Genomic DNA, 25,899 nt, shown 5'->3' with positions numbered 1-25,899 from the left:
AGGCCGGATGCAGGTGTTCTCGCAACAATTGCCATACCCAGTAATGAAATGGACCTGAAATGACGTCACAAGCTGGTTTGAAACGCGGGCTGACCGCCCGTCACATTCGCTTCATGGCCCTGGGCTCTGCCATCGGCACAGGGCTGTTCTACGGCTCGGCCGCCGCCATCCAACAAGCCGGCCCGGCCGTGCTGCTGGCTTACCTGATCGGCGGCGCCGCAGTGTACATGGTGATGCGCGCGCTCGGCGAAATGGCCGTCCATGATCCGGTTTCAGGTTCGTTCAGCCACTACGCGACACGTTACCTGGGCCCGCTGGCCGGGTTCGTGCTGGGCTGGACCTACGCCTTCGAGATGATCATCGTCTGCCTGGCCGACGTCACGGCGTTCGGGATCTACATGGGCTTCTGGTTCCCGGAAGTGCCCCGCTGGATCTGGGTGCTGGGCATCGTCTTCCTGATCGGCGCGCTGAACCTGTGCAACGTGAAAGTGTTCGGCGAAACCGAGTTCTGGCTGTCGCTGCTCAAGGTCGGCGCCATCATCGCGATGATCGCCGCCGGTTTCGGCATCATGCTGTTCGGGATCGGCTCGTCCACCAGCGAAACGGCCATCGGCATCAGCAATCTTTGGGAACACGGCGGCTTCATGCCCAACGGCGTGGCCGGCCTGATCGCATCCTTTGCCGTGGTGATGTTCGCCTTCGGCGGCATCGAGATCATCGGCATCACCGCCGGCGAAGCCAAGGACCCGCAGCGTACCCTGCCCCGGGCGATCAACGCCGTACCGCTGCGCATTCTGCTGTTCTACGTGCTGACCCTGTTCGTGCTGATGTGCATCTATCCCTGGCCGCAGATTGGCACACAGGGCAGCCCGTTCGTACAGATCTTCGACAACCTGGGCATCGCCTCGGCCGCCACCATCCTCAACATCGTGGTGATCTCGGCGGCAGTGTCGGCGATCAACAGCGATATCTTCGGCGCCGGTCGCATGATGTACGGTCTGGCGCGGGACGGTCAGGCACCGGCCAGCTTTGCTCGCCTTTCGCCGCAGGGCGTGCCGTGGATGACGGTGCTGGTGATGGGCGTGACGCTGCTGGGCGGTGTCGTGCTCAATTACCTGATTCCCAAGGACGTCTTCCTGCTGATCGCGTCGCTCGCTACTTTCGCGACAGTCTGGGTCTGGCTGATGATCCTGCTGACCCAGGTCGCCATGCGCCGCTCGATGAACGCCGAAGAAGCCGCGCAGCTGAAGTTTCCCGTGCCGTTCTGGCCGTACGGTCCTGCCGCCGCCATCGCCTTCATGGTGTTCATCTTCGGCGTGCTGGGTTACTTCCCGGACAACCGCGCCGCGCTGTACGTGGGCGCCATCTGGATCGTGTTGCTGGTGATCGCCTGGCAGCTCTGGGTCAAGCCACGGTCCGGGCATATCCACAAATGACATAGAGGCTCAGGATGAAGACGCTCTGGAAGAACTGTCACGTTGCAACCATGGCTCAAGGTCGTTACTCGATCATCGAGGACGCCGCCATCGTGACTTCCGGAGCGCTCATCGACTGGATCGGGCCGGAGGCGGGGCTCGCCGATTCGGCGTTCGACTGCACGCATGACCTCAACGGAGCCTGGGTCACGCCCGGCCTGATCGATTGCCACACACATGCGGTGTTCGGTGGCAATCGCAGCGGCGAGTTCGAACAGCGGTTGCAGGGCGCGAGCTACGCGGACATCGCGGCGGCAGGTGGCGGCATTGCCAGCACCGTGCGAGCGACCCGCGCCGCCAGCGAGGACGAGTTGTACGCCAGCGCTGAGCGTCGGTTGCGGCAGTTGCTCAAGGAAGGCGTCACCACGGTGGAAATGAAGTCCGGCTACGGGCTGGATCTGGAAACCGAACGCAAATTGCTCCGCGTGATTCGTCGCTTGGGCAATACCCAGCCGGTAACCGTGCGCAGTACCTGTCTGGCGGCCCATTCGCTGCCGCCTGAATACGCCGGCCGCGCCGACGACTATATCAATCACATTTGCGGCGACATGCTGCCGGCGCTGGCCGCCGAAGGGCTGATCGACGCCGTGGATGCGTTTTGCGAGCACCTGGCGTTCTCTCCCGCTCAGGTCGAGCAGGTGTTCATCACCGCCGGGCAACTGGGCTTGCCGGTGAAATTGCATGCAGAGCAGCTGTCGGCGCTGGGCGGTTCCAGCCTCGCGGCGCGCTATCAGGCGTTGTCGGCGGACCATCTTGAATACATGAGCGAAGCCGATGCCATCGCCATGACTGCCTCCGGCACGGTCGCGGTGCTGCTGCCGGGGGCCTTCTACTTCCTGCGCGAAACCCGCCTGCCGCCGCTGGACTTGCTGCGCCGTCATGGCGTGCCGATTGCCCTGTCGACCGACATGAACCCCGGCACCTCGCCATGCCTGTCTCTCCGGTTGATTCTGAACATGGCCTGCACCCTGTTCCGCATGACGCCCGAGGAAGCCTTGGCGGGAGTGACCTGCAACGCCGCGCGGGCGTTGGGCCTGGGCGACAGTCATGGAACGCTGGAAGTCGGCAAGGTCGCGGATTTCGTCGCCTGGGACATCGACCGCCCAGCCGACCTCGCCTACTGGCTGGGCGGCGACCTGGATAAACGCATCGTGCGCCACGGGCTTGCACAGCTGGGGTAGGAGCGGCTTCAGCCGCGATGAACGATAACGCGGTCTACCTGAAACACCGCGACATCCGTTTTACTGCCGCTCTGCGGCAGATCGCGGCTAAAGCCGCTCCCACAATGTGTAACCGCTGCGTGCAGTGCCGTGGGAGCCAGCTTGCTGGCGATGAACTGACTGGGCGGCGGCTTGGATAAACGCATCGTGCGCCACGGCGTGGTGCAGCTCGCGTAGGAGCGGCTTCAGCCGCGATGAACGATAACGCAATCTACCTGAAACACCGCGACATCCGTTCTACTGCCGCTCTGCGGCAGATCGCGGCTAAAGCGGAACGCCGCCCGGCCGCTCCTACACATTGGTGGGCGTTAACGGGAGCGGGGTCCCCGCAGCAATCGCAATCCGTTGAACACCACCAGCAGGCTGACGCCCATGTCAGCAAACACAGCCATCCACATGGTTGCCATGCCGGCGAAGGTGACGCCGATGAACGCCAGCTTGATGACCAGCGCCAGGGCGATGTTCTGCTTCAATACCGTCGAAGTTTGCCTCGAGAGACGAATGAACGCAGGGATCTTGCGCAGATCGTCGTCCATCAAGGCTACATCAGCCGTTTCAATTGCGGTATCCGTTCCCGCAGCCGCCATGGCGAAACCGATCTCGGCACGTGCTAGCGCCGGAGCATCGTTGATGCCGTCGCCCACCATGCCCACCCGATGCCCCGCCGCGTACAGTGCTTCGATCGCGCCGAGCTTGTCCGCTGGCAACAGGTCGCCCTCTGCCTGGTCGATGCCGACCTGATCCGCGATGGCCTTGGCCGTATGCGGATTGTCGCCGGTCAGCATCAGCGTCCTGATACCCAGGGCATGCAGCTGCGCGATGGCTTCGCGACTGGTTTCCTTGACCGTGTCCGCCACCGCGAACAGCGCCAGCGGGCCGCTGTCATCAAGCAGCAGCACAACGCTTTTGCCTTGGGTTTCCAGCGCATCGAGCCGGGCTTCCAGTTCCGGCGAGCACAGTTGCAACTCTTCGACCAGCCGATGGTTGCCCAGGTGATACAACTGCCCATCGATACGGCCTTTCACCCCGCGACCGCCCAAGGCTTCGAACTCGCTTACCTCATCCAGAGCCGCTCCCGGTTCGGCGGCCGAGGCAATAGCCTGCGAAACCGGATGATCGGAGCGCGCCGCGAGGCTCGCGGCAATCAAAGCGACGCGATCGGCCGCCGCGGCCCCAAGCGCAACGAAATCAGTCTGCACCGGCTTGCCGTGGGTCAGGGTGCCGGTTTTGTCCAGCGCCAGATAATCCAGCTTCTCGCCCATTTCCAGATAGACGCCACCCTTGATCAGGATGCCTCGACGCGCTGCTGCCGCAAGGCCGCTGACGATGGTCACAGGGGTCGAAATCACCAGTGCACAAGGACAGGCCACGACCAGCAGCACCAGCGCGCGGTAAATCCAGTCGAACCAGGGCGCGCCGAAGAACAAGGGTGCAATCACCGCCACTGCCAAGGCGACCAGAAACACCGCCGGCGTGTAGATACGCGAGAAACTGTCCACGAAACGCTGGGTGGGCGCGCGTGCGCCCTGGGCCGCTTCGACCGCATGAATGATGCGCGCCAGAGTCGAGTTGCCGGCCGCAGCCGTGACCTGGAATTCCAGCGAGCCTGCCTGGTTGATCGTCCCGGCAAACACTTTGTCGCCCGACGACTTTTCGATCGGCAGGCTTTCACCTGTAATGGGCGCCTGATCGACCGTGGAACTGCCGGACACGACCTGTCCGTCCAGCGCGATGCGCTCGCCAGGCCGAACGCGCACCGTCGAACCTGGCTGCACATCACCGGCAGGAAGCTCTCTCCAGCTGCCGTCGGCCTGTCGAACGGTCGCCATTTCAGGCGTGAGTTGCAGCAGACCGCCGATGGCGTTGCGCGCACGGTCCAGCGATTTGGCTTCGATCAGCTCGGCTACGGTGAACAGGAACATTACCATTGCCGCCTCCGGCCATTGGCCGATCAGCACCGCGCCGGTCACGGCAATGCTCATCAGGGCATTGATGTTGAGATTCAGGTTCTTGAGCGCGATCCAGCCTTTTTTGTAAGTCCCGAGTCCGCAAGTGAGGATCGACAGCGCCGCCACTAGCGCAACCACCCAGTCGGGTGCCAGCGCGGCGAAGTGGATCACCTCGGCGGCTATCGCGGCAATGCCGGACACTGCCAGCGGCCACCAGTGTTTTTTCACTGCGGCAGGCGGAGCGCTTTCGGCACCCTCTTCTACCACATCCGCCTGCATGCCCAGCGAAGCTACGGCCTCACGAATAGGATCGGTGGACGGCAACTCATGCCAGACGCCCAGCACACGATTGACCAGGTTGAATTCCAGCTTCTGAATCCCGGCCAGTTTGCCGAGTTTGTTCTGGATCAGGGTCTGCTCGGTCGGGCAGTCCATGGCCTCGATGCGAAAACGGCTCAACCTAGCGCTATCGGCGGGCGCGTCGGAAAAAGTGACAACCTCGGGCGCGGGCCTGGCACCGGCAGAGCAGCAGGAATGAGCATGTTCGCCATGCCCGTGACCATGGCCGGCGTGCTCATGTTTGTCAGTGATGTCAGTGATCTGGCCCACAGGCGCCTCCTTGAGATCCCTCTTGGGTAAACAGGACAAGCGCGCTGTTACGAGCGATGACCTGCTGTTGCCAAGTGAACACCCTGTAGCCACTATAGGGTCAAGCGCTGAATCAGGTGACAGGCATGAAGATCGGTGAACTGGCAAAGCTTACGGACACCCAGGTCGAAACCATCCGCTACTACGAGCGCGAGGGACTGTTGCCCGCGCCCGCTCGCACGGACGGCAATTACCGGCTGTACACCCAGACGCACGTCGAGCGCCTGTCGTTTATCCGCAATTGCCGCAGCCTGGACATGACGCTCGAAGAGATTCGCAGCCTGCTGCAACTACGCGACAGTCCCCAGGACCAGTGCGAGAGCGTCAACGCTCTGATCGACGAGCACATCGAGCACGTCAATGCCCGGGTCGCCAGCTTGCAGTTGCTGCAAACTCAATTGATGGATCTGCGACGCCGTTGTGCCGATGGCGCGGCTGATCATTGCGGGATACTGGAGCGGCTGGAGGTCACCGGCGCCGTCACCGCGCCCGAAGGTGAACCTTCGCACGTGGGCAGGAGCCATGGGCATTGAAATTCATAAGGCCCGACCCGCTTTTGTGGGAGGGAGCTTGCTCGCGACAGGGTTGCACAGTCGCTACATGTGGCGTCTGAAAATACGTCGTCGCGAGCAAGCTCCCTCCCACCAGAAACCGCGGTGTCAGTGATAGCGGATCAGACCGCCATCGGCGCGGTCATGGCCGGGTGGTGCTGGTAGCCTTCGAGGGAGAAGTCCGAAGGTTCGATCAGTTCCAGCCATTCCGGCTGGTAGAGGCCGGTCTTGGCGTATTCCGGCACGCGGTCGGAAATCACCAGTTTTGGCATCGGATACGGCTCGCGGGTGAGCTGTTCGTTGAGCATGTCCAGGTGGTTTTCATATACATGGGCATCGCCAATGAAGTAGGTGAACCAGCGCGGCGTGTAGCCCGTCAGGCGGCCGATCAGGCTCAGCAGTGCCGCGCCTTCGGTCAGGTTGAACGGGGTTCCCAGCCCGTTCCTCCCCCCAACCTACTGCACATTACGCTCCGTTACAACGCCTCCAAAGCATTTCGCGATGTGTGCATTATAGCTTTTGCACAGTTTGCTATCAAGCTTTTACTGCAAGAAAATCAAGCGGGTAGAAATCAATCCGCTGCCCTAGATGTACCCCTCCATCGACCCAAAGATGAGCCCTGTCCAAGCCCGCACACCCGACAAGCCCACACATTTATCAGGCCCGACTCTAGTGGCAAAATGGTAGCCTTGGGCATGTCATTCAAGGAGGAAACCATGCGACTCGATCAGATGCCTTACCACTCTGCGCCCACCCTGGCGGTACTACCGTTCCGGCAATTCCATATCGGCTGGTCATGGCACCTGCGCGCTCTGAAACTATTTCCCGATTCCCACCTAGCGTGGAAGCGATACTTTTTTGATAACGGCAACGGACATGCCAGAGCAGCAGTGTTCGCAACCTACGCAGAGGCCATGACTGCTGCAGATGACTTCAACCAAGGCATTCATGACCGGATCAGACAGGCTCTGGACGACCCGCAGCTCCAAACTTCCACCATCCTGAAAGTCGAAAAAACCCTGACATCTGGGCGTCGAATTCGAGACGAAGAGGAGCTGATGGAGCGTGAGGCCGTCAAGCGAAATGCCAATTTGCCCCGTCCGGCCAATCATAGTCTTGAATTGGCTAAGGGTATCGAACGCCTACGTGAGCCTCTATCAGAGCTGCTTAAGGTTGCCCCGTATGTTCAGCTCGCAGCTTTTCCAGAATTCAAAGCCTGCCTGCACCGTACCGGCGACATGAAGTGGGAATACCTTGGCGCTCTAAACACAAAGCTGTCGCAGGCCTGTTTTCGCGAGTCGATTGCCAGGGGCTACGGTTATTCGGGGTTCGATCATTGGGGAAAAACCAAAGCACTGATTCGCGAACAATTGCTTCCTCGGGCAAACAAGCTGCTTCAACTGGCCAGCGTCAGACAACTACTGGCCGAGGCGAGGAGCCGAGGACAAAGCGTGCTTGTGATTGGAGGCTTCGTCTTCTGGTATGAAGAGGATGGCGTGCCTCAATGGGTTGTGAAGAGCACGGGTGGCGAATCCAGCGGCGGCGAAGGCACCACCCTTTGGAATGAAGGCACAATTCTGTCAAAGAATCATGGTCGCATCGTGGTGCTTCCCTACGTCAAGGAAAACGGCGAGCAAGTCCAGGGTCATACAAAGAACTCAGCACACGACGGAAAAGCGCTGCCACGCCACCCTGACCAATACGTCACCCTTCCTTTCGAGATCCTGGATGGCGATCTCATGATCGGTTTATTTGGTGAGCTGCACTACGAGTAATGCGCTGAGCAAGCATCAAGGCACACGCAGAGCACGCTTGAAGCGCCCGCAAAAAAATACCACCAAAGCGACTGGCCCAAAGATATTGAAGTGCTATCGTTCAGACTCCCACCCGCCGCCTCGCTAGGAGCATGGGCAAGGCCCAGTGTCCCTGCAACACCCACCGATATGTCCGACATGTCAGGGTTTGCATCGAATGCCAAGCCTACAGTGCGCTGTGTACCCAGCAGTACGGTCAAGTTGTCCATTACACATCATGCAAGGAGTGCAATATGCAGTACGTGGCTTGTTTACGAGTTGGTCAGAATGACGTTAAAGCCCTGGTAAATCTGGAAGCCCCAAGGCGGGACATCGTGGCGCCATTGTTGGAGATGCGGGGCGATGACGATAGACATCTACAAACCTTCCTAACAAACTGGACTGAACATCCCTTTTTTCTGGACGTCTCAAGGGTTACAAAGGATGTCGCGGAGGTATTCATTACCACTAATGATTTACACAACCCTAATGGCGCCTTTGAAAACAAGCGGCGATTCTTTGCGGATGTTACGGGCATTAACCAAAATGTTATTCCCGTCGTTTCTTGGGTAGATGATGACCCGCAGCGAGCGGTGATTCAAAGTGCACTTGCTCTCCAAGGCAATTTTCAGAATATTGCCATTAGAGTTACTTGCCCAGAAAAACCTACGACAACATCTTGGAACAGATTATTGTCCATCTTGGATGCACTTGAAAGCCCCGAGACCGCGACGGTAATTTTAGACTTTGGTGCAACAAGTCCGGCGAACACTGCATCAGGATCAGATTTCAATTTATCGCTGAGGCAGCTCAATAGCTATCAGATACGAAATTTGGTTTTGGTTAGCACTTCGTTCCCCATCGACAAGCCAGCTTCAAATAGCTCACGCTCCTCTGCTTGCTATGATGTAGCGTGGCAGTCAAGGGTCGACATCAATGGGATAGAGTCAAATATAATCTATGGCGACTATGCGGCCACAAACCCAACGGCGCCGATGGAATATGTCCCCGGTATGCCAGTACTCCCTTTTGGCTGTTACTACACACCAACAGAGTGGTGGCAACGGCGAAAAGGAGCGAACAAGGAATTCGTGAAATATGTGGAAATTGCGCAGGAAATCAGAAACCTGCCTGGTTACCACGGCGACGAGTTTTGCTGGGCCACCCGTGAATACAGCAGAATTGTCGCCACATCAACAAACTACGGTAATAACGGGACATGGAATGGGTACAGGATCAATCAGCATATCTGCGCGATGATTCAGTCCATCGTAGACGCTGGCAATGATTTCGATGACCTTGATCTCGATGACCTGCTCTAACGGTACCGTTGTTTCAAGCACGCTAATACGTGTGATCTGATCTCGCCGATAGGAAGGGCGTCGCTGATCTGGCGGCGTACTTCTTTTATGAGATCGCGCCCCTTCGTTGCCACACTATGCTTGTTAGCAAGTGCATCCAATTCATTGCGCCACAGAAAGCCCGTAAGGTGAAACTTGTCTTGAAACTTATTGGGCTTGGCTTTTCGGATCATCGCCATGCCCGAGTAATCATCAACGACGAGAACTCCAACATGGGGAAGGCAAGACTCAAGCGCCTTCACTAGGTGCTTTGAGTGACAGCACAGCCAAACCTCGTCAAAGCACGCCATGTAGGCATCTTGCTGGCCCTCCCAGCGTGCCAGGGTGTCTGCGTGGGATTTGATCTCAAAAGCGGTGAGCTTTCCATTTGCATGAACGAGATCGGCGCGTCTGGCCTTATCGATGAAGCATAGCTCCTCGATAAAAACGTCGCTCTCCTCATGGGGCATCGCTTTCGCGACCCATTGCTTGAGAATTGGGCGGATTTCGGTCGGATTCAACATGCGCGGATTATAGACAGACAACTGAGAGTTCTCACGCTAAAAAAGCTGTTGATCGTCGCTTGCCAGTGTGGCGGCAGCTGCATGGTACCGTTTGCCCCGTACGTATCTACACCGCCCAGCCAAGGGTGATCGCTGCCAGCGTAAGGTAGCGCAAGGCTTTTGCGAGACTGACGACGAGCAGAAAGCTCCACAATGGCTCGCGCATGACACCTGAGATCATCGTGATCGGATCACCGATAATAGGCACCCAGCTGAACAGCAATGCCCAGCGGCCATAGCGATGATAAGTGGCTTGGGCTTTGTCGAGGTGACGTTCGCTGACAGGGAACCAACGTCGGTACCGAAATTGCTCAATTGAACGGCCCAAGTACCAGTTCACGACCGACCCAAAAACATTTCCTGCCGTTGCAATCAGCAAGAGAAGAGGCGTAACGTAGTGTCCAGAAATGAGCATTCCGACCAACACTGCTTCAGATTGCAATGGCAGAAGCGTAGCGGCACCGAACGCCACTGCAAAGAGACCTAGATAGCTTGTCAGCTCGAACAAAACGTCATCTCACAAATACAGACCATTCTAGCCGTGAATACTGTAAACCTCTTTTTTGCTCTGTTAACCACCATGCTTTACAGAACAAAAAGTAGGTCTACAGGAGCAGATTTACCACGGAAGGTACAACGCACGGCACCATTGATTAGCCCCGTAGACCCCACTAAAGACCAAGATCTGTACTAAGATAGTCGTCACGCATTGCTGCTGTGGCGCAACCGTCCTCGATCAAACTTTGCTGCAAATGCTGCACAATGTGCCAACGCAGTCGGCGTCTGAGCGCCAGGTGGTCGTTACGGTCGCCGCCGCTCATTTCCGGCATTCGTTCTGACTAGGCATACATCAGAGCAATGAGACCATCCTGGCCCGCCGTGCTCGCATGTAGACGGGTGAGATCGTCCAGCCCCGGCTTCCGCTTGTACTCAGCTAACACTTGCTCAATGAGCGATCGGAGTGCTGGGCCATATGCATGCACAGCGGCTGTCCAGATACTTGCCTCCAACGGCCCTATCAAACGTGGACTCTGGTATCAAAAAGCAAACGCTCGAAGCCTAGATTTGCCGTCATCCCACTGTCGAAGTGGTGCATCGAAGGCCGCGTGCTCGGCGCTGCCTTCTTCGGCTCAGTCTGATGCCGAGGCGCGGCGGGCGCACTGGTTTCGGAAGCAGGTGGGGAACCATAAGTGAAGGCAAAAATGATAATCCCCGCCGCAATCATCCCGAGCGTCGCCAAGCCCCACCTGCTGACACGATTGAACAGCGTTTCTACCTCACTGATGGGATCCCTCACCATTTTGTTGAACTCATCGGTGGAAAGGTAGCGGTAGAGTTTCGGCTGCCATTCCTGACGCAAGGTCTGTTGGATCTGAATGAATTTGCGCCCAGACCATACGCTCATGAGCGTGTAGCCAAACGCCACACCCATGACAATGGCAATCAGATAAGGGTTGATCTGTACCGTGAGCCGGGCCGCGATCAGGCCAAGACCGACCGTCAGCGCTGTGGCGATTGCTGCCGTCGCTTGACGTGTTGCGTCGGTCGCTTTTGATGTTTCCTCTGTGACGGCCTTGCGCAGATCTCCCAAGGACTTGAGGGTGTCCTTAGTGATCTCCGACACCGCCATTTGATAAGCGATTTTTGCGCAATCCAGAGCAGCGGGGAGATTCTCCTTGAGGTAGTCACCCGCATCTCCATCAGTTCTTCCAGATCGGGCGATCTCTGCTGAAAGCAGGATGTGCTTTATCTCGGCCTCCCTTGAGTTATCAAAGACCCAGCTAGCCGCCTCTTGGACAACCTCAAAATCAGACAGCGGCACTTCTGCAACGTCATCGGATACTTGGCTGATTGTAAGACTCAGCTTCGGTGGCCCCTTGAATGTCAGCTGGGTACCGGTGGTATCAATCTCGTTTGCAAAGCACCGGCTCAGATAATTAAGTGCATGCGCCGCCCAGATCATGTGGAACGGATTGCCAGGTTCGAGAGTATGGCCTTCCGCAAAAAGCCAGTGTCGAACGTCTTCTGGCACGGTGCGAACAGTTGCCGTTTCCTTGACCAATAGCCGAGGAGCTTTCGTTGCTGGTGACTGAGCGAGTGCCAACGATTCGCTCCATCCGCAGTACACCCTCGCCCGAGTGCTGAATGCAGTGGTCAACCCAAGCAAACGCCACCGTGGGGCGCTATGCCCCCTGCGAAGAAAGCTTCTGAACCCTGCCTCGGTGGCGATGAACAAATCGTCGGCAGCACTATGCTCGGGCGGCAAATGCTTTTCGAGAGTGACGCGGAAGGGCTCAAAATCCGCGCCAATTTCATCGAGATCGTATCTACTGCCATGGCTGTCAACGATCGTGAATATCCAGTCGGCCTCAGACGCGGCATGTACCACTTCTAGCGTGGGGCCTGCTAACAAATCCGAGACGACAATACTCGTTGCCCCTTCCGAGATCAGGGCCTGGTGTTTTTGGGCCAGACCATTAAGTAGGTTGGCTAGGCTTAGGTGTGACAACGCCGTCCTCCATGACCTTGTCGGTGTCTACGATGATCTGTTTTTTATCTCCGCCAAGATCGACCACTCGTACATTAGGGCTTTCAACCTTGTCCGGAAACAGAATTGTCACACCCTCAACGGTCATGATCTTTCGCATGTAGGGCTGTCGAAATATTTGCCGGTCAGGCTTGAAGCTGACTTCATGAATCTTACTCGACCGCACACGCCTGCAGGTCTCACGCTCCAGTCTATTGGCGACCTTTTCGTCGTCGGGATGGCCTGCAGCGGCCATGACGGCCTCGACAATGGCTTCCTCGTCAATCCTTCTGCGAGAGGCCAGAGAGGCCTGAGCCTTCTTTACCGCCCTAGCTACATCTTGATCCGGGAGATCAGCTTTGCAGGCTTGAAGCGCCCCTTTGAGCAGTCTGCGGGTCACCTCGCTGAGCTCAGTATCGGAAACCGCCCTGGCCACCGACAGGAAGTCGGCGAAATAGTCGGCGAGATCCGCACCGTTCTTGGTGCGGTCAGTCGCCGAGATGTTTTGATCTGCGACACCACTCACGACACGTATAAGTGCTGTTTTCTGGATGGCCTTCTTATCGTCCACCAGCGCCGTGACGATGCGGCGCAAGGCCTGCCCTGGCGATGCATCGTTCTGTTCAAGGGCAAGCTTGTAGTCATATTTGATCAGGCTGTAGATCTTGACGTCCGGATCGGCCACCCCTAACTCAAACATGCATAGAACGCCATCCGCGCTGCCGCTGACGTGTTGCCGGTTGAAGCTCGCTGCCAGACTTTGGGCACCATGCTCGAAAGAAACATCGCCACTCGCCATTGACTCGATTTCCTGGCGGGTTGTAGAGACCGTCTTGAACATGAAAATGGGTGCAGCCGCCATACCTTCGATTTTGCTTATGAAAAAAGCCTCCTCTTCCAAGGAGCGCTCCGGCATGGCCTGGAAATCTTTAGGGCCGACTACGTGCAAGATCATTCTCTTGATCGTCAACGATCCGGATTCTTCTTCCGTAAAAAAACTCATGCGATCTCCAAAAAATGCCCTAGCGACTCCTGCCAGCGCTGCGAGGCGTTCACCCAGCAAAGCATTCACGCAAATAGAAAGGTATCAGCGACACCTGATAGCAAGCTACGTCCGGCGTCCCATTGCGGGGGTGGCCCGACCATCCTGCGGAGCACAGGCTGACCCCCTAGGATGGCACGAAGCCAGCACTGCACCAGAGCATACGCCAGTTTCCGCGCATATTGATCAGGCCAAGCTTAAAGCAGCGAACGTTGCCATGAATAGACAGCAGCGATCCGCCGTACAGAGGACTCACTTATAGCGAGACTGATATGCTTCTAACCCCAAAGGCTCGCGTTCAAGGACTGGCGTCATGAGTAGTGTGAAGGAGTATTTTTTCGAGGTTGAACAGGAGAGGTTTCTCGACTGGGCAGGGAGCCGCCTGGATCGTGAAGATCTGGAAGATGAGTCGGAGGCTTACCAGGCGCTTGCTCAAGAATACTCGGACATGATGGATGCGTATGACCAGGAAGCTGAGTACAGGTGGCTCGAACGGCAATCTTTCCACGAGCAGTACATAGAGTTTGGCACGGAGCTACAGGCTGCCATCATGCTGCTCACGCACAGTGAGCATGGCCCTTATGCCCAGATGACCTGCAAGCTGGTGTACGCACACGCCGTCACACTCTTGGAAACCATGATCAGTACCTCAGTGCGTGCTCTCGTTATCCGAGACAAGGCGTTCCTGCTCAATATTGCCAAGCACGTCGAGACCCTTCACCGAGGTAAGAAATTTTCCTTGCTGGAGATTGCCGAGCACCCTAAAGGTGTGCAAGGCGTCATTCTGAGATTTCTTTCCGAGCTGACGTTTCACAATCCGGCCACGATCAAAAACGTGCTGTGCGTCTTGGTTGGCGATCGTATGAAGGATTTGGACGTTTCGCCCATCGTTCCTATCTGCAACGTACGGCATGACATTGTGCATCGAAATGGGAAGACGATCGACGATGAGATCATCACCTTGAAGCCCGGCGAGGTGCTCCTGGCCATGAACACTATCGACGCTTTTGCTTCGGAGATCAGTCGTCGAATCCGCGAAACCCTGGACGAGCTGAGAGAGGACTTCTGAGCGCTCAGTCGCTCATAGGTCAAAGAGGATGGAGGCTTATGCTTCTACCTACTTATAAGCGAGTACAACCCGTGCGAAGTCGGTAAGGCTTGAAAATCCTTCTGAATGCTCCCTTCGCAAGAGAAAGCCGCTGATACCACATTGGCGAGGCCCGTCTCTGTCGCATCGCGGCGAGTCGCCAATCATCACGACTCGCCCATGACCACCGAAATCGTTACCGGGCCGAACCCCGAGTAAATCACAGGTAGTTCGATAGATGATCGGGGATGGCTTCATGGCGCCCACTCGATAGCTAAAACCGTAGCCATCGAGGTTCGGAAGGATCTGCTGAATTGCCGGCCCATATGGCATGGCCAGATTCGAGCATATGGCTGTTCGCATTCCCGCAGCCCGTAGCATCGCTATGGCTTCCAAAGCATCTGGGAACGGCTCGATGCTTGCGAGCTCTGCTTCGAGGGCTTGCTCCAGGAGATCGAGCCGGTTAGGCAACACCTGGATACCAAACCATGCAGCTGCCTGTGAAATGGACAGCTTATGGGTCATCAGGGTCTGCATATCGTCTGGCCTAAACTTACGGCCCTGCCGCTTGCCTTCGCGTAGTAACTGACCATACGGATGGGTTGGCCGTGTTATCCGGGCAAGGGTGCCAAATGCATCGAAGATAACTGCCGTGATTTTCATCAGGTTCCCTGGCGACGAGGTCGGGTCTGGGGCCTACTCATCAAGAAGGCCGCTAGCTGAAAACGACACGCTTGCCATCCTGTTGGCCTGCGCTTGAGCAGCGCTTACGGTTTCGATGTCCGCTGACTTGCGAAAGCCGTGCGACAGCAGGATGTAGACCGTATCGACTGTTTCAAAAATGCCTGCCGGATCCATGTAGGTCGCATACCCAGTCATCACCGAATCCCCTTCACACAACTGACCGCTACTGTGTGATAGCACGTGGTGTGCGTACAGGACGGTGGGTATCAAATGGGTGCCTTGGATGATAAGAGGATCAACGCCTTCGACATCAATGAGTATCCATGCCACCACCACGCAATAGGGTTTGTCCGTCAGTCTCAGCTTCTGTTCAATAACTGCCTCACTGGCCATCGACGCGCCGCTTACTCGCTGGCCGTCCAAGCAAAGCATCTTAGCTATACGGGGCAGGCTCATCCAATCTCCTGTGCGGCAGCGTCAGCACCCAAGGCCCATCTTCCGCCACAAGAACATAGCGGCTGCCACTCCATGTCACGGCAACCACATAACCTGTGCACATCTCGAACCCCATCACTGCTGAGGTGCGTATAAGTCGACCGGACTGGAATCTATCCTTTCGATCTAGGTAGATGGTTCCTTCCAAGCAGAAACCAACAAGCTGCGGATCAAAGAGATATGCAGTGATTCCTAGCTCGAAGCTAATCGTCGCAGCTTCAAGGACAGCTCTTGGCACTGGCTCGCGGGTACTCATTTTTCCTCGCTATTGAATCGCGTCACAACAACGTAATGGTCATTGCCGCACAAGCTTTGAAGCATTTCGAACCTCCCGATCCTGACTAGCTGGCGAACAGGCGGCGTCAAGATGGTCATACCGTCGGCAGATGCTCCCGACAGGTCGCAATACACGGAGGCTGCGAACCGATTCCCGACCTGCGCAGCATTCATGAGGTATGCATCGATGGGCACTCCCCAGTCGATTCTCTTGGCTTTCTCAACCCCATGGGGGATTTCTGAAGCGTTACCAAAGCCCACGAATGTCTCCACAATTACTGAAATTCTATGACCTTGCTGGAATTGAAGCCGGTTTCCTCACCCGGATAACCTCGGGGATTGCTAACCGTACGGCAACCTCCCAGAACGGTATCTACAGCTCGATGGGTGTGCCCAAAAATCCAGCCATCCGCCTGCATCAACAACGAGTGCCATGCGTTGCAATAAGCGGCGCTTAGATGTCCTTCATGTTCGTCGCCTGCGACCTCCGGAACGGGTGCGTGATGGGTGACCACAATCGACCGACCAGTGAATGGCGTTTGCAACTCTGCCGCCAGCCACGCCTTCGTCTGGCGATTGCGCACAGCAACATCATCAGGCCGCAAACGTCGAAAGTTGGTATCCGCTCTAATCGCTCGGAAGTCTGTCATCGTTTCTCGCGCCACTGACATTGCGGCGCTTACATCACCAGTGCTGGAGAAATCTGTCCAACCAGTGCAACCCAGAAAGCGGATCTGCTTCCAGACGAACGTCTCGTTCTCTAACACATGCACATGGCTAGCTGCGGCCTTGCGTGCCTTGTCGAGCGTTCGGTCGAAATGGCCCGTGTAGTACTCGTGGTTCCCCATGACATACACGACATCGCAGCTGAAGGTATCGTTGGCCCACTCGATGCCTCGCGTTTTCTTGTTGATGTCCCCAGCGAGCACCACTAGGTCAACTTCCAAGGATGGCGGCACAAATGGCTCAAACTCGGCATGCAGGTCGGACAGGACGTAAACCTTCACAGGTGCCTCATTAGTCGCCTTAGGCGTAAATTGATAACTCACCCCATCACGGCGAGATCCGAGCCATGTATCAACAGGGTGACCAGCTCGCGCCCAAAACAGCGCTTCTAGCGCGGCATCATACCGTCAGATGCCTACTAAGAACAATATTTGCTGTTTATTGGGCAGATAGCTGTGTGGCTCTATCCTTGTTTTTTGGACGCTTATGCCCCTGAAAACAGAGATAGCTGCGACGCTGAGGGCCATCCGGCAGCAGCGCGAACTCAGCTACGACAACTTGGGCGATGCGGCCTTCCGCACTACGCTCAGCTTGCTTGAAAGGGGAAAGTCGGGAGTAAGCATCGGCAAGCTCACAGAGCTTGCTCAAGGGCTCGATTTTGATCCAATTGCGTTTTTGACACTCTGCATTGCCTTGCAACGCGGCGAAAGGTTCGACGAAACGCTAGCGTCCGCACAAAAAGAGCTTCAGCGATTCGCTGCGGCAGGCGGCATTGAGTTGCTGCATCAACAGATGGATGGAAAAAAGCTGACTAAGCGATCTCCCGGCCAGCCTCTGCGGATTCAGAATCTTCAGGCTGTTCAGGCTCTAAAAGCTCAAGGCAAGACCCAGGCCGAGGCCACGCGTGAACTGGGCCTGTCCCACTCTACTGTGCAACGGTATTGGCACGCCGAGCCACACACTCATCTCCCGAGGAGGTGAGACGACCTACACGGGTTGAGCATCTGTACGGCATCTTGGGTTGCTGAAGAAGATGGGGGAGATGAAAGGTTATGCACCCAAGCCAACAATCGGCCCACCCCACATGGGCATATTTTCGGAGATAGGCCATAAGCTCGGGAAATGGCACGACGTCGGCTACTGGCGGCTCGGGTTGTGCCGGGTAACCCCGCGCTGGAGCCTGTTATTTTTATCTAGTTCGATGTCGCATCCAGGTAGGAGCACTCGTGTGCGTCACGAGCCATCAGACTGCCCCTGTGAGATAGATTTGCACTTGCTTGACTACATCTCGGGCGGTGCGGGTGACCCCAATCAATGTGGCCGATGCGAGCCCTGTCCAATCCCCGTAACCCACTAGCCAAAGATTGGGCAAATCAATACTTCGGTTTTCGTCTACGGCTACTTTGCCGTTATGATCGACGATACCTAGGTTGCCCAGGTGGTCGAGCGCTGGAGAAAATCCCGTGCACCAGATCACCGCATCAACCTTCGTCTCAGCTCCCGACGGCCATACGGCACCTGATGAAGTGAAATGCGTGAATGGCCGTACTGCACTCAGGACACCGCGTTCACGAGCTTCTAATACCGGTGGCACCATGACGATGTCGCCCAGCCCTCCTACGGGCTGCCGGGGCTCCACGCCTTCCTGCTGCGCCTTCAGCCGAGCTGTGGCTCGCTCGAACAAGACACGGCCATCGACGTCATCTGGAAGAAACTTCGGTGCCTCGTTAGTAACCCAGGTGGCATGGCCCACTTCTGAAACCTCGGCGTAAATCTGGGCACCCGAGTTGCCACCGCCGACGACAAGAACCGTCTTTCCCTCGAACACACTCGGCTCCGCGTATTGAGCGGAATGGATCTGCTGCCCCTTGAACACTTCTTGTCCTGGGTACGTTGGAATAAACGGGCAGCCCCAAGTGCCCGTTGCGCTGATGACTACCCTGGCATCCCAGCAGCCATCCTCGGAGACAACGCGCAGTCCGCCTTCGATTTTTTCGACATGGCTTACCCGCGTGGAGCGGACGATGGGAAAGTCATAGCGACGCTCGTACTGGGTGAGATATTCGACGACATCGTCACGATGAGGCGTTTCTTCCGATACAGCAGGCATCGGCCAGCCCGCAATTGAACTCCATGCAGACGGAGAGAAGAGGCGAAGCGAATCCCATCCATGTTGCCATGCCCCTCCGGGTGCAGCCTCGGCATCGAGTAACACGTAGGAAAGACCTGAGCGCTTGAGAAAGTAGGCGGCGGTCAGCGCAGACTGGCCACCACCAATGACCACAACATCAAGTATTAGGTTTTGATTCACCAGCATCCCTCCAGGCCCATTTGCTTTGTATCGGCTCAAACCCTGTGGCCATTCTCATCAATGACGACTTGCCCGTCTTCTTTGACGAAGCTGCCGCGTTGCGCTTGAGGAAGAAGGTCGAGAACGGCCTCTGACGGACGACACAAGCGTGCGCTCAATGGCGTCACGACAATGGGGCGATTGATCAAAATGGGGTGAGTCATCATGGCATCGATGAGATGTTCGTCAGTCAGAGACGCATCGCCCATTCCCAGCTCTTCATATGGAGTGCCTTTGATACGCAAAAGGGCTCGCACCTCAATTCCCATATCCTTAATCAGCCCAATCAGCGTGGCGCGATCAGGTGGAGTCTGCAGATACTCGATGACTGTCGGTTCTTCCCCGCTATTGCGGATCAACTCCAAGGTGTTGCGAGAGGTGCCACAGTTGGGATCGTGGTAGATCGTGATCTGGCTCATACAGGTTCCTCACGCTGGCGTTAAATGGAGCGCTGGTTGACGCGCTTGGACAACTCTTCGGCGGACTCTTTACGCTCAGAGTAGCGATCAACCAGGTAATCCTGGCGATCCCGCAGCAGCAGCGTGAACTTCATCAGCTCTTCCATGACGTCCACCAGACGGTCGTAGTAGGAGGACGGCTTCATACGGCCTGCCTCATCGAACTCGGTGAACGCCTTGGCCACTGAAGATTGGTTGGGGATGGTGAACATCCGCATCCACCGGCCCAGTACGCGCAGCTGATTGACGACATTGAACGATTGCGAACCGCCACAGACCTGCATCACCGCAAGGGTTTTTCCTTGCGTAGGTCGTACAGCGCCTATCGCCAGCGGAACCCAATCAATCTGGGCTTTGAAAACCGCGCTCATAGAGCCGTGTCGCTCGGGGGAACACCACACTTGCCCCTCAGACCATTGCATCAGTTCGCGCAACTCCGCGACCTTGGGATGTGTATCGGGAGCATCGTCTGGCAGCGGAAGACCCGAGGGGTCGAAGATCTTGGTTTCGGCGCCAAACTCCTCCAGCAGGCGTGCTGCTTCCTGAGTCACCAGCCGGCTGAAAGAACGCTCCCGCGTCGATCCATACAGAAGCAAAATTCGAGGTTTATGGTGCGAGGGTGTACGCGGCTCCAGTTGCTCCAGCGAAGGGATGTCGATTAGTTCGGCCTGTACGTTCGGCAATGCGTCTTGCATATAAACTCCTACAGCAGCGCGAGATGGGGCGCCGCCTCGGTTGATCTTTAAAGCGAACCGATCCGGTTCAGTTCAGCTTTCAGCTGGTCACCGCTCATCGTCTTCAGCGGAAGATCAAGAAAGGCCGTAACGCGTTCATGAATTTTGGCGAGGGTGGCCTCAAACGTTTCGGTAATCTCGGCTTCCGACCCAGTGGCTTCGGACGGATCGGCTAAGCCCCAGTGCGCTTTCAAAGCTGGCCCGAAAAAGATGGGACAAGCTTCACCCGCAGCCCGATCACAGACGGTGATCACAATATCTGGAGGCGAGCCTTCAAAAGCATCCGACGCTTTACTGCTCAAGCCTGCAGTTGAGATGCCCGCCGCTTCCAGCGTCTGCAATGCTCGCTGATTCACTCGACCACTGGGAAAGCTGCCCGAGCTCACCGCTTCTACACCTTCAGGCGCCAGGTGATTGAACAGCGCCTCGGACAGGATGCTGCGGCAGCTGTTATGGGTACACATGAACAAGACTTTCATCAGAAGATTCCTTGATTCAAAAACTGAGGCGCAATGCCAAGGCGGATAGAGTGGCGAGTAGGATGGGCAGGGTCAGCACGATTCCGGTTTTGAAGTAGTAACCCCAGCTGATCTTGATGTCTTTCTTAGCCAGCACGTGCAACCACAACAACGTAGCCAAGCTACCAATTGGAGTGATTTTCGGGCCCAAGTCGCAGCCAATAATGTTGGCGTACACCATGGCTTGCTGGACGACGCCATCGACTTCGGCGGCATGAATCGACAAAGCCCCCACCAGGACGGTCGGCATGTTGTTCATGATGGAAGACAAAAACGCCGTTAGCAGCCCGGTGCCAAGCGAAGCGCCCCAGATACCGTACCCAGCGAAGACGTTGAGGATCTGTGCGATGTGATCCGTTAGCCCAGCATTCTTGAGCCCGTAGACAACCAAATACATGCCCAAGGAAAAGACCACCACTTGCCACGGTGCGCCTTTGAGCACTTTCCCGGTGTCGATGGCATGACCACGGGCAGCGACTACGTAGAGGATGAGCGCACAGACTGCAGCAATGACGCTGATCGGAACGCCTAGAGGTTCGATCACGAAGAACCCCACCAGCAACATCACCAGGACTAGCCAGCCTGCAATGAATGTTGGCCGGTGGCGAATTGCTTCAGAAGGCGTATGCAGTTGGGCAAGATCATAGGTAGCCGGCAACTCCTTTCGGAAGAACCACAGCAGCATTACCAATGTCGCTACAACGCTGACAACGTTCACCGGCACCATTACGGAGGCATATTCGGTGAAGCCGATGTTGAAGTAATCGGCAGAAACGATATTGACCAGGTTGGAGACCACAAACGGCAAGCTCGCAGTATCAGCGATGAATCCAGCTGCCATAACGAATGCCAAAGTGGCTGCCGGAGAAAACCGGAGGGCTAATAGCATCGCGATCACGATGGGCGTCAGGATCAGCGCTGCACCGTCATTGGCAAAAAGCGCTGATACGGCGGCGCCCAGCAATATGATGAATGCGAAGAGCTTTCTGGTGCTCCCTTTTCCCCAGCGAGCGACATGAAGTGCGGCCCATTCGAAAAAACCTGCTTCATCCAACAGCAAACTGATGATGATCACCGCGATGAAGGTCGCAGTGGCATTCCAGACAATGTGCCAGACCTCTGGGATGTCCCCAAGGCTGACGACGCCAGTTAGCAGGGCCAGAACAGCGCCAAGGGTCGCGCTCCATCCGACTCCCAAGCCTCTAGGCTGCCAGATGACTAGCACAATGGTGATCACAAAAATCAATACGGCGAGAAGCATATCGAGCACTCGTAAAGGGGCGGGGATCAGTCGCACACCGCTTGTTTGACAGGGCGACCATCCATGTCACACAGGCGGATTGTCTCGTCGTGAAGCCACTGCTGGTTCGCATCGACGACGCCTTTCAGCAGAGCGGTCACCCATTCCGGCAGATCTCGACGCAGCCGGTAGTAAACCCACTGCCCCTGGCGGCGATCCGTCAGCAGACCTGCCGAGCGGAGCAGTGCGAGATGGCGGGACACTTTGGGTTGACTCTGGTCAAGGGCGGCGGTCAGTTCGCAGACGCAAAGCTCACCCTCCCTCACGATCAGCAACGTGATCTTGGTGCGAGTGTCATCGGCCAGGCATTTGAACAACGCAATGGGAGTCATGGGTTCAGTCATACATTCTCCCCTCCCCGAGTTGTGAACGAGCAGAGCTGGCATCGCAGACATAAAGGACATGAATTGACTCGGTCATGAAGGCATTCCATACATATGGAAAACCGAATATACGGATATTCGCATATTCAGTAAAGCGCATACGATAGTTATGAGTTCCTGTGCCTAGCCAACGGAGCTTTGTTGACGGTTCAGCGCTCTCGCAATTATTGTTGCAGCTAACAACAAATCTGTGACGATTATGCCCAAGCGAAAAAAAGATCAATTGTCCCAGGATGCAGAGGATTTGTACGAGGCACTAAACCAGCTAGTCCGCGTTTACCAGTTTCGAGACCGAGACCGAATCTGCTGCTATGACGTTTCGGTCACCCAATGCTACGCGGTCGAAACCCTTGTCAAGAAAGGAGCCCTGCGCCTTCATGTCTTGGCTGAAGAGATGTTTTTGGACAAGAGCACGGCGAGCCGGGTAATCGATGCGCTCGAACGCAAAGGGTACGTGTCACGCGTCGAGGATGATGAAGATCGCCGCGCTGTGAAGATCCAGGCCACGGGCTCTGGCAGAGAGCTTTACGAGAAAATCAGGAACGGCCTAGTCGCTGAAGAGAAAGTAATGATTGAAAACCTTTCAGCCGAAGCCAGGCAGGGAGCGTTGACGCTGCTTAGACAGCTCACACGAGCTACCGAAAAACGGTGTGGCCTCACCAGTGAGACTTGCTCAGACTCCAAGCAACCGAATTAGAGCAGAATCTTTTTGACCTAAATGTTGTTACTGCCAACCAATGGAGCCCCCCATGCGCATCCGTCCTGCTGAGCCCAATGACGCAACATCAATAGCCACTATCTACAACCAAGGGATAGAGGAGCGGAGCTCGACGTTTGAAACCACCCCCCGAAACCCAGCTGACATGCTTGAACGACTCCAAGCAGATGATCGTTATCCTGTATTGGTAATGCTTAATGAGCACGACCAGATTGTAGGGTGGGCGAGCCTGAGCGGATATCGCACTCGCGCCTGCTATGACGGCATCGCTGACTTTTCTATTTACTTAAGCCGTGAGGTTCGAGGCCAGGGCTTGGGGAAGCATCTGCTGCAGGCACTGCTCAAAGAGGCACAGGCACGGGGTTTCTGGAAAGTCCTCTCCCGCGTATTTACCTTCAACCGTGCCAGCCTTGCTTTGTGTGAGGCGTGCGGTTTCCGTCAGGTAGGGGTTTATGAGAAACACGCCTGCCTTGACGGTCGTTGGATCGACTGCGTGATTGTCGAGCGACTATTTCCTGAGAACCAAGCCAAGGGCGTAGCACCTGTCTCGGGAATAACTACCGAAACAGGTAGGCTAAGCGCCTGTTGAACGACCGCTTTTCAATTTGCCGCTACAGCCTGACCCCATTCTGGAACTTACGAATCAGGTCTGCAAAGAAGTGGCGCATGTCTGGGCAGTTTCGCATCTACATTTTGATCGATGATCGTCCCCTCGACATTCGCCAAACCTCCTTCAGCACTGGGTGTTTGTGCAACGTGGCAAGCATGCATTTCACAGCGCACCGCACAACAACCTGCGCTGGTGGCTGATGGATTACTTCTTAAGCAAACGCAGCCCGTTCAGCACAACCAGAACGCTCACCCCAACGTCTGCGAACACGGCCATCCACATTGTGGCCATGCCTATCAAGGTAAAGAACAAAAACACCGCCTTGATGCCCAGCGCGAACACGATGTTCTGCTTAAGAACGCTCGCGGTCTGACGGGAGAGACGGATAAAGGCCGGTATCTTTCTGAGGTCATCATCCATCAGCGCTACGTCGGCGGTCTCGATGGCCGTATCGGTGCCTGCTGCAGCCATTGCGAAGCCGATCTGGGACTTGGCCAAGGCAGGTGCGTCATTGATGCCGTCCCCAACCATCCCCACGACATGGCCATCCGACTGCAAGCTTGCGATGGCGGTGAGCTTGTCAGCTGGCAACAGGCTTCCTTTCGCTTGATCAATACCCACAGTTTGGGCAATGGCCGCTGCGGTGTGGTCGTTGTCACCCGTCAGCATGACGGTCTTAACGCCTAGTTGATGCAGTTCTTCAATCGCTTTCTGGCTCGATTGCTTGACGGTATCAGCGACTGAGAATATGGCCAGCGCGCCAGATGAATCGCTCAGCACGACAACAGTCTTCCCCTGCTTTTCCAAAGCAGTCACGCGTGATTCAAGTAAGGCGTTGCACAACCCAAGCTCTTCCAGCAACCGGTGGTTACCCAGGTGGTACTGCTTACCCTCAATGCTTCCCTTGATCCCTCTGCCTGGCAATGCAGAGAAGTCTTCGACTTGCTTGGACAGCGTCGCATCCTGATCGCGTGCAATCGCCAGCGATACCGGGTGATCAGACCTGCCGCCCAAGCTTGCCGCGATTGTGCGCAAATCAGCCTCAGGGCGGTCGACCAAGCTATGAAAGTCGGTCAGTACCGGCTTGCCATGGGTGATGGTGCAGGTCTTGTCCAAGGCGACGTAATCGATCTTGGCACCGATTTCTAGATAGATACCGCCCTTGACCAGGATCCCTTTACGCGCCGCAGCAGCCAATCCGCTGACAATCGACACCGGGGTGGAGATGACCAGCGCGCAGGGGCAAGCCACGACCAGTAAGACCAATGCTCGGTAAACCCAGTCGAACCAAGCCCCGCCCATGAAAATGGGTGGGATGACTGCAACCGCCAGGGCGGAAAAGAATACTGCTGGCGTGTAATATTTTGCGAATTGATCGACAAAGCGCTGGGTGGGAGCACGCGAGCCCTGAGCTTCTTCTACAGCATGGATGATACGGGCCAGCGTGGTGTTATTGGCTTTTGCAGTAACACGGTATTCAAACGCACCGGCTTCATTGATCGAGCCCGCGTATACCTTGTCGCCCAGAGTTTTCTCGATGGGCATGCTTTCGCCGGTAATCGGGGCTTGGTTCACTGTCGAGTGGCCACGTTCGATTTCGCCATCCAGGCCGATTCGCTCACCGGGACGCGTGCGAACGAGGTCGCCGATGTCCACAGTTTTCGCGTCCACTTCCTCCCATTGCCCCTCTGCTTGCCTCACAGTCACGCGATCAGGCGACAGGCTCATCAAGCCTTGGATCGCATTTCGAGCACGATCCAGCGATTTTGCCTCTATCAGCTCCGCTATGGTGAAGAGGAACATCACCATAGCCGCTTCTGGCCATTGGCCAATGAGCACCGCGCCTGTGACCGCAATGGACATCAGCGCATTGATGTTCAAATTCAAATGCCGGATCGAAATCCAGCCTTTTTTGTAGGTGGCCGGCCCGCAGATCGCTATGGAAAGCAGGGCAACCATGGCCACAACCCATTCCGGCGCAGCTGACGTCAAATGCAAGATCTCAGCACCGACCGCTGCGACACCTGCCACACCTAGAGGCCACCACGGAGTCTTCGGGGCTGCTGGGGCCGGCTGGCTGCCGCCTTCTTCTGCAACCACAGCCGACATCCCCAGGCTGCGAATAGCTTCTAACGCCCTATCAAGAGTCTCTGGCTGATGCGTAAGAATGACGGCGCGTTGAGGGATGTTGAACTCCAGCCCCTCCACTCCCGCAAGTGTTTTGAGCTTGGCGCGAATGAGACTTTCCTCTGCCGAGCAGTCCAGCTGGGCGACTTGGATCTTCGTGGTTCTGGCGGCATCCAGCCGCTGCGCAGTCATTCCCAGGGTAGAGATTGCCTTGGCAATTACAGTCGTATCCGCAAGGGTATGCCACACGCCGAGCGTTCTTTTCATCATGTTGAATTCGAGTTTCTCGACACCCGCCATCTTGCCCAGCTTGCCTTCGATCATG

24 protein-coding genes and 1 pseudogene are annotated in these 25,899 nt (G+C 56.4%); 9 read left to right on the top strand and 16 right to left on the bottom strand.

Going from position 1 to position 25,899, the window contains the following annotated elements; translation table 11 throughout:
* Nucleotides 1-59: 59 nt before the first annotated feature.
* Nucleotides 60-1,436 (top strand): amino acid permease, encoded by a 1,377-nt coding sequence (locus TRP66_RS13110; protein ID WP_333402862.1) that lies wholly within the window; start codon nucleotides 60-62, stop codon nucleotides 1,434-1,436.
* A 14-nt stretch (nucleotides 1,437-1,450) separates the two neighbouring features.
* Nucleotides 1,451-2,656 carry an imidazolonepropionase gene (hutI, locus tag TRP66_RS13105; protein WP_333402860.1) on the top strand — a complete coding sequence of 402 codons (1,206 nt, stop codon included), beginning with the start codon at nucleotides 1,451-1,453 and terminating at the stop codon, nucleotides 2,654-2,656.
* 347 nt (nucleotides 2,657-3,003) lie between these two features.
* On the opposite strand, the gene TRP66_RS13100 is transcribed toward hutI, so the two are convergent.
* Nucleotides 3,004-5,244, bottom strand: a complete 2,241-nt coding sequence (locus TRP66_RS13100) for a heavy metal translocating P-type ATPase (RefSeq protein WP_333402972.1) — start codon at nucleotides 5,242-5,244, stop codon at nucleotides 3,004-3,006.
* 134 nt (nucleotides 5,245-5,378) lie between these two features.
* Here TRP66_RS13100 and cadR point away from each other — a divergent pair, with 134 nt between their 5' ends.
* Complete coding sequence (cadR, locus tag TRP66_RS13095; protein WP_333402857.1) at nucleotides 5,379-5,825, top strand: Cd(II)/Pb(II)-responsive transcriptional regulator; 447 nt, start codon at nucleotides 5,379-5,381, stop codon at nucleotides 5,823-5,825.
* A 140-nt stretch (nucleotides 5,826-5,965) separates the two neighbouring features.
* Here cadR and TRP66_RS13090 read toward each other — a convergent pair.
* Nucleotides 5,966-6,283, bottom strand: a pseudogene (locus TRP66_RS13090) (thymidylate synthase); the annotation flags it as partial.
* Here TRP66_RS13090 and TRP66_RS13085 point away from each other — a divergent pair.
* Together TRP66_RS13085 and TRP66_RS13080 are read left to right on the top strand one after the other, a co-directional pair.
* Nucleotides 6,173-7,618 (top strand): hypothetical protein, encoded by a 1,446-nt coding sequence (locus tag TRP66_RS13085; protein WP_333402855.1) that lies wholly within the window; start codon nucleotides 6,173-6,175, stop codon nucleotides 7,616-7,618. The pseudogene TRP66_RS13090 and the gene TRP66_RS13085 overlap by 111 nt on opposite strands.
* Before the next feature lie 272 nt (nucleotides 7,619-7,890).
* A complete protein-coding gene (locus tag TRP66_RS13080; RefSeq protein ID WP_333402853.1) occupies nucleotides 7,891-8,958 on the top strand; it encodes a beta family protein in 1,068 nt (355 codons plus the stop codon).
* Here the strand turns inward: TRP66_RS13080 and TRP66_RS13075 are convergent.
* The 4 genes from TRP66_RS13075 to TRP66_RS13060 all read right to left on the bottom strand — a co-directional run bounded on the left by TRP66_RS13075 (nucleotide 8,955) and on the right by TRP66_RS13060 (nucleotide 13,069).
* A complete protein-coding gene (locus TRP66_RS13075) occupies nucleotides 8,955-9,500 on the bottom strand; it encodes a sce7726 family protein (RefSeq protein WP_310791918.1) in 546 nt (181 codons plus the stop codon). The two genes, TRP66_RS13080 and TRP66_RS13075, sit on opposite strands and share 4 nt — an antisense overlap.
* Nucleotides 9,501-9,606: 106 nt before the next feature.
* Nucleotides 9,607-10,047 carry a YqaA family protein gene (locus TRP66_RS13070; RefSeq protein ID WP_333402851.1) on the bottom strand — a complete coding sequence of 147 codons (441 nt, stop codon included), beginning with the start codon at nucleotides 10,045-10,047 and terminating at the stop codon, nucleotides 9,607-9,609.
* Nucleotides 10,048-10,557: 510 nt separating this feature from the next.
* Nucleotides 10,558-12,048 carry a hypothetical protein gene (locus TRP66_RS13065; protein WP_333402849.1) on the bottom strand — a complete coding sequence of 497 codons (1,491 nt, stop codon included), beginning with the start codon at nucleotides 12,046-12,048 and terminating at the stop codon, nucleotides 10,558-10,560.
* The gene (locus tag TRP66_RS13060; protein ID WP_333402847.1) at nucleotides 12,017-13,069 is read right to left on the bottom strand and encodes a hypothetical protein; all 1,053 of its coding nucleotides are present in this window, start codon (nucleotides 13,067-13,069) and stop codon (nucleotides 12,017-12,019) included. The genes TRP66_RS13065 and TRP66_RS13060 overlap by 32 nt, the downstream gene beginning before the upstream one ends.
* A 352-nt stretch (nucleotides 13,070-13,421) precedes the next feature.
* Here TRP66_RS13060 and TRP66_RS13055 point away from each other — a divergent pair, with 352 nt between their 5' ends.
* Entirely contained in the window at nucleotides 13,422-14,177 is a 756-nt protein-coding gene (locus TRP66_RS13055) for a hypothetical protein (protein WP_333402844.1), read from the top strand.
* A gap of 48 nt (nucleotides 14,178-14,225) precedes the next feature.
* On the opposite strand, the gene TRP66_RS13050 is transcribed toward TRP66_RS13055, so the two are convergent.
* The 3 genes from TRP66_RS13050 to TRP66_RS13040 form a co-directional block, all read right to left on the bottom strand.
* Nucleotides 14,226-14,858 (bottom strand): HAD family hydrolase, encoded by a 633-nt coding sequence (locus TRP66_RS13050; RefSeq protein WP_333402842.1) that lies wholly within the window; start codon nucleotides 14,856-14,858, stop codon nucleotides 14,226-14,228.
* A gap of 33 nt (nucleotides 14,859-14,891) precedes the next feature.
* The gene (locus tag TRP66_RS13045; RefSeq protein WP_333402840.1) at nucleotides 14,892-15,335 is read right to left on the bottom strand and encodes a DUF6957 family protein; all 444 of its coding nucleotides are present in this window, start codon (nucleotides 15,333-15,335) and stop codon (nucleotides 14,892-14,894) included.
* A 590-nt stretch (nucleotides 15,336-15,925) separates the two neighbouring features.
* Nucleotides 15,926-16,657, bottom strand: a complete 732-nt coding sequence (locus TRP66_RS13040; protein WP_333402838.1) for a metallophosphoesterase — start codon at nucleotides 16,655-16,657, stop codon at nucleotides 15,926-15,928.
* 205 nt (nucleotides 16,658-16,862) lie between these two features.
* Between TRP66_RS13040 and TRP66_RS13035 the strand changes: the two genes are divergently transcribed.
* Entirely contained in the window at nucleotides 16,863-17,357 is a 495-nt protein-coding gene (locus TRP66_RS13035; protein WP_310791927.1) for a helix-turn-helix domain-containing protein, read from the top strand.
* A gap of 262 nt (nucleotides 17,358-17,619) precedes the next feature.
* Here TRP66_RS13035 and TRP66_RS13030 read toward each other — a convergent pair whose 3' ends face one another.
* From TRP66_RS13030 to TRP66_RS13005, 6 genes are read right to left on the bottom strand one after another with little or no spacing between them, the layout of a single operon-like run.
* The gene (locus TRP66_RS13030) at nucleotides 17,620-18,693 is read right to left on the bottom strand and encodes an ArsO family NAD(P)H-dependent flavin-containing monooxygenase (protein WP_333402836.1); all 1,074 of its coding nucleotides are present in this window, start codon (nucleotides 18,691-18,693) and stop codon (nucleotides 17,620-17,622) included.
* 29 nt (nucleotides 18,694-18,722) lie between these two features.
* Nucleotides 18,723-19,145 carry an arsenate reductase (glutaredoxin) gene (arsC, locus tag TRP66_RS13025; RefSeq protein ID WP_333402834.1) on the bottom strand — a complete coding sequence of 141 codons (423 nt, stop codon included), beginning with the start codon at nucleotides 19,143-19,145 and terminating at the stop codon, nucleotides 18,723-18,725.
* Nucleotides 19,146-19,165: 20 nt separating this feature from the next.
* A complete protein-coding gene (gene arsH, locus TRP66_RS13020; RefSeq protein ID WP_310791931.1) occupies nucleotides 19,166-19,879 on the bottom strand; it encodes an arsenical resistance protein ArsH in 714 nt (237 codons plus the stop codon).
* 47 nt (nucleotides 19,880-19,926) lie between these two features.
* On the bottom strand, nucleotides 19,927-20,397 hold the full coding sequence (locus TRP66_RS13015) for an arsenate reductase ArsC (protein WP_333402831.1): 471 nt from the start codon (nucleotides 20,395-20,397) through the stop codon (nucleotides 19,927-19,929).
* 16 nt (nucleotides 20,398-20,413) lie between these two features.
* A complete protein-coding gene (locus TRP66_RS13010; RefSeq protein WP_333402829.1) occupies nucleotides 20,414-21,697 on the bottom strand; it encodes an arsenic transporter in 1,284 nt (427 codons plus the stop codon).
* 26 nt (nucleotides 21,698-21,723) lie between these two features.
* Nucleotides 21,724-22,080 carry a metalloregulator ArsR/SmtB family transcription factor gene (locus TRP66_RS13005; RefSeq protein WP_310791933.1) on the bottom strand — a complete coding sequence of 119 codons (357 nt, stop codon included), beginning with the start codon at nucleotides 22,078-22,080 and terminating at the stop codon, nucleotides 21,724-21,726.
* 238 nt (nucleotides 22,081-22,318) lie between these two features.
* Between TRP66_RS13005 and TRP66_RS13000 the strand changes: the two genes are divergently transcribed.
* Both TRP66_RS13000 and TRP66_RS12995 read left to right on the top strand, forming a co-directional pair.
* Entirely contained in the window at nucleotides 22,319-22,816 is a 498-nt protein-coding gene (locus tag TRP66_RS13000) for a MarR family winged helix-turn-helix transcriptional regulator (RefSeq protein WP_310791934.1), read from the top strand.
* A gap of 52 nt (nucleotides 22,817-22,868) precedes the next feature.
* Nucleotides 22,869-23,426 (top strand): arsinothricin resistance N-acetyltransferase ArsN1 family A, encoded by a 558-nt coding sequence (locus TRP66_RS12995; protein WP_333402826.1) that lies wholly within the window; start codon nucleotides 22,869-22,871, stop codon nucleotides 23,424-23,426.
* A gap of 225 nt (nucleotides 23,427-23,651) precedes the next feature.
* Here TRP66_RS12995 and TRP66_RS12990 read toward each other — a convergent pair whose 3' ends face one another.
* Nucleotides 23,652-25,844: a heavy metal translocating P-type ATPase gene (locus TRP66_RS12990; RefSeq protein ID WP_442965200.1), complete on the bottom strand. Its 2,193-nt coding sequence runs from the start codon at nucleotides 25,842-25,844 to the stop codon at nucleotides 23,652-23,654.
* Nucleotides 25,845-25,899: the final 55 nt, after the last annotated feature.

The sequence above is a fragment of the Pseudomonas sp. JDS28PS106 genome (assembly GCF_036706555.1).
GTDB lineage: Bacteria > Pseudomonadota > Gammaproteobacteria > Pseudomonadales > Pseudomonadaceae > Aquipseudomonas.
Note: the sequence above shows the minus strand (reverse complement) of the source record. Positions and strands in the feature narration are given on the sequence as shown.

Coding starts and splice junctions, on each gene's coding strand:
- TRP66_RS13110 (WP_333402862.1), top strand. CDS start 60: ATGACGTCACAAGCTGGTTTGAAACGCGGGCTGACCGCCCGTCACATT.
- hutI (WP_333402860.1), top strand. CDS start 1,451: ATGAAGACGCTCTGGAAGAACTGTCACGTTGCAACCATGGCTCAAGGT.
- cadR (WP_333402857.1), top strand. CDS start 5,379: ATGAAGATCGGTGAACTGGCAAAGCTTACGGACACCCAGGTCGAAACC.
- TRP66_RS13085 (WP_333402855.1), top strand. CDS start 6,173: ATGGGCATCGCCAATGAAGTAGGTGAACCAGCGCGGCGTGTAGCCCGT.
- TRP66_RS13080 (WP_333402853.1), top strand. CDS start 7,891: ATGCAGTACGTGGCTTGTTTACGAGTTGGTCAGAATGACGTTAAAGCC.
- TRP66_RS13075 (WP_310791918.1), bottom strand. CDS start 9,500: ATGTTGAATCCGACCGAAATCCGCCCAATTCTCAAGCAATGGGTCGCG.
- TRP66_RS13060 (WP_333402847.1), bottom strand. CDS start 13,069: ATGAGTTTTTTTACGGAAGAAGAATCCGGATCGTTGACGATCAAGAGA.
- TRP66_RS13055 (WP_333402844.1), top strand. CDS start 13,422: ATGAGTAGTGTGAAGGAGTATTTTTTCGAGGTTGAACAGGAGAGGTTT.
- TRP66_RS13050 (WP_333402842.1), bottom strand. CDS start 14,858: ATGAAAATCACGGCAGTTATCTTCGATGCATTTGGCACCCTTGCCCGG.
- TRP66_RS13045 (WP_333402840.1), bottom strand. CDS start 15,335: ATGAGCCTGCCCCGTATAGCTAAGATGCTTTGCTTGGACGGCCAGCGA.
- TRP66_RS13035 (WP_310791927.1), top strand. CDS start 16,863: ATGCCCCTGAAAACAGAGATAGCTGCGACGCTGAGGGCCATCCGGCAG.
- TRP66_RS13030 (WP_333402836.1), bottom strand. CDS start 18,693: ATGCTGGTGAATCAAAACCTAATACTTGATGTTGTGGTCATTGGTGGT.
- arsC (WP_333402834.1), bottom strand. CDS start 19,145: ATGAGCCAGATCACGATCTACCACGATCCCAACTGTGGCACCTCTCGC.
- arsH (WP_310791931.1), bottom strand. CDS start 19,879: ATGCAAGACGCATTGCCGAACGTACAGGCCGAACTAATCGACATCCCT.
- TRP66_RS13015 (WP_333402831.1), bottom strand. CDS start 20,397: ATGAAAGTCTTGTTCATGTGTACCCATAACAGCTGCCGCAGCATCCTG.
- TRP66_RS13010 (WP_333402829.1), bottom strand. CDS start 21,697: ATGCTTCTCGCCGTATTGATTTTTGTGATCACCATTGTGCTAGTCATC.
- TRP66_RS13005 (WP_310791933.1), bottom strand. CDS start 22,080: ATGACTGAACCCATGACTCCCATTGCGTTGTTCAAATGCCTGGCCGAT.
- TRP66_RS13000 (WP_310791934.1), top strand. CDS start 22,319: ATGCCCAAGCGAAAAAAAGATCAATTGTCCCAGGATGCAGAGGATTTG.
- TRP66_RS12995 (WP_333402826.1), top strand. CDS start 22,869: ATGCGCATCCGTCCTGCTGAGCCCAATGACGCAACATCAATAGCCACT.
- TRP66_RS12990 (WP_442965200.1), bottom strand. CDS start 25,844: ATGATGAAAAGAACGCTCGGCGTGTGGCATACCCTTGCGGATACGACT.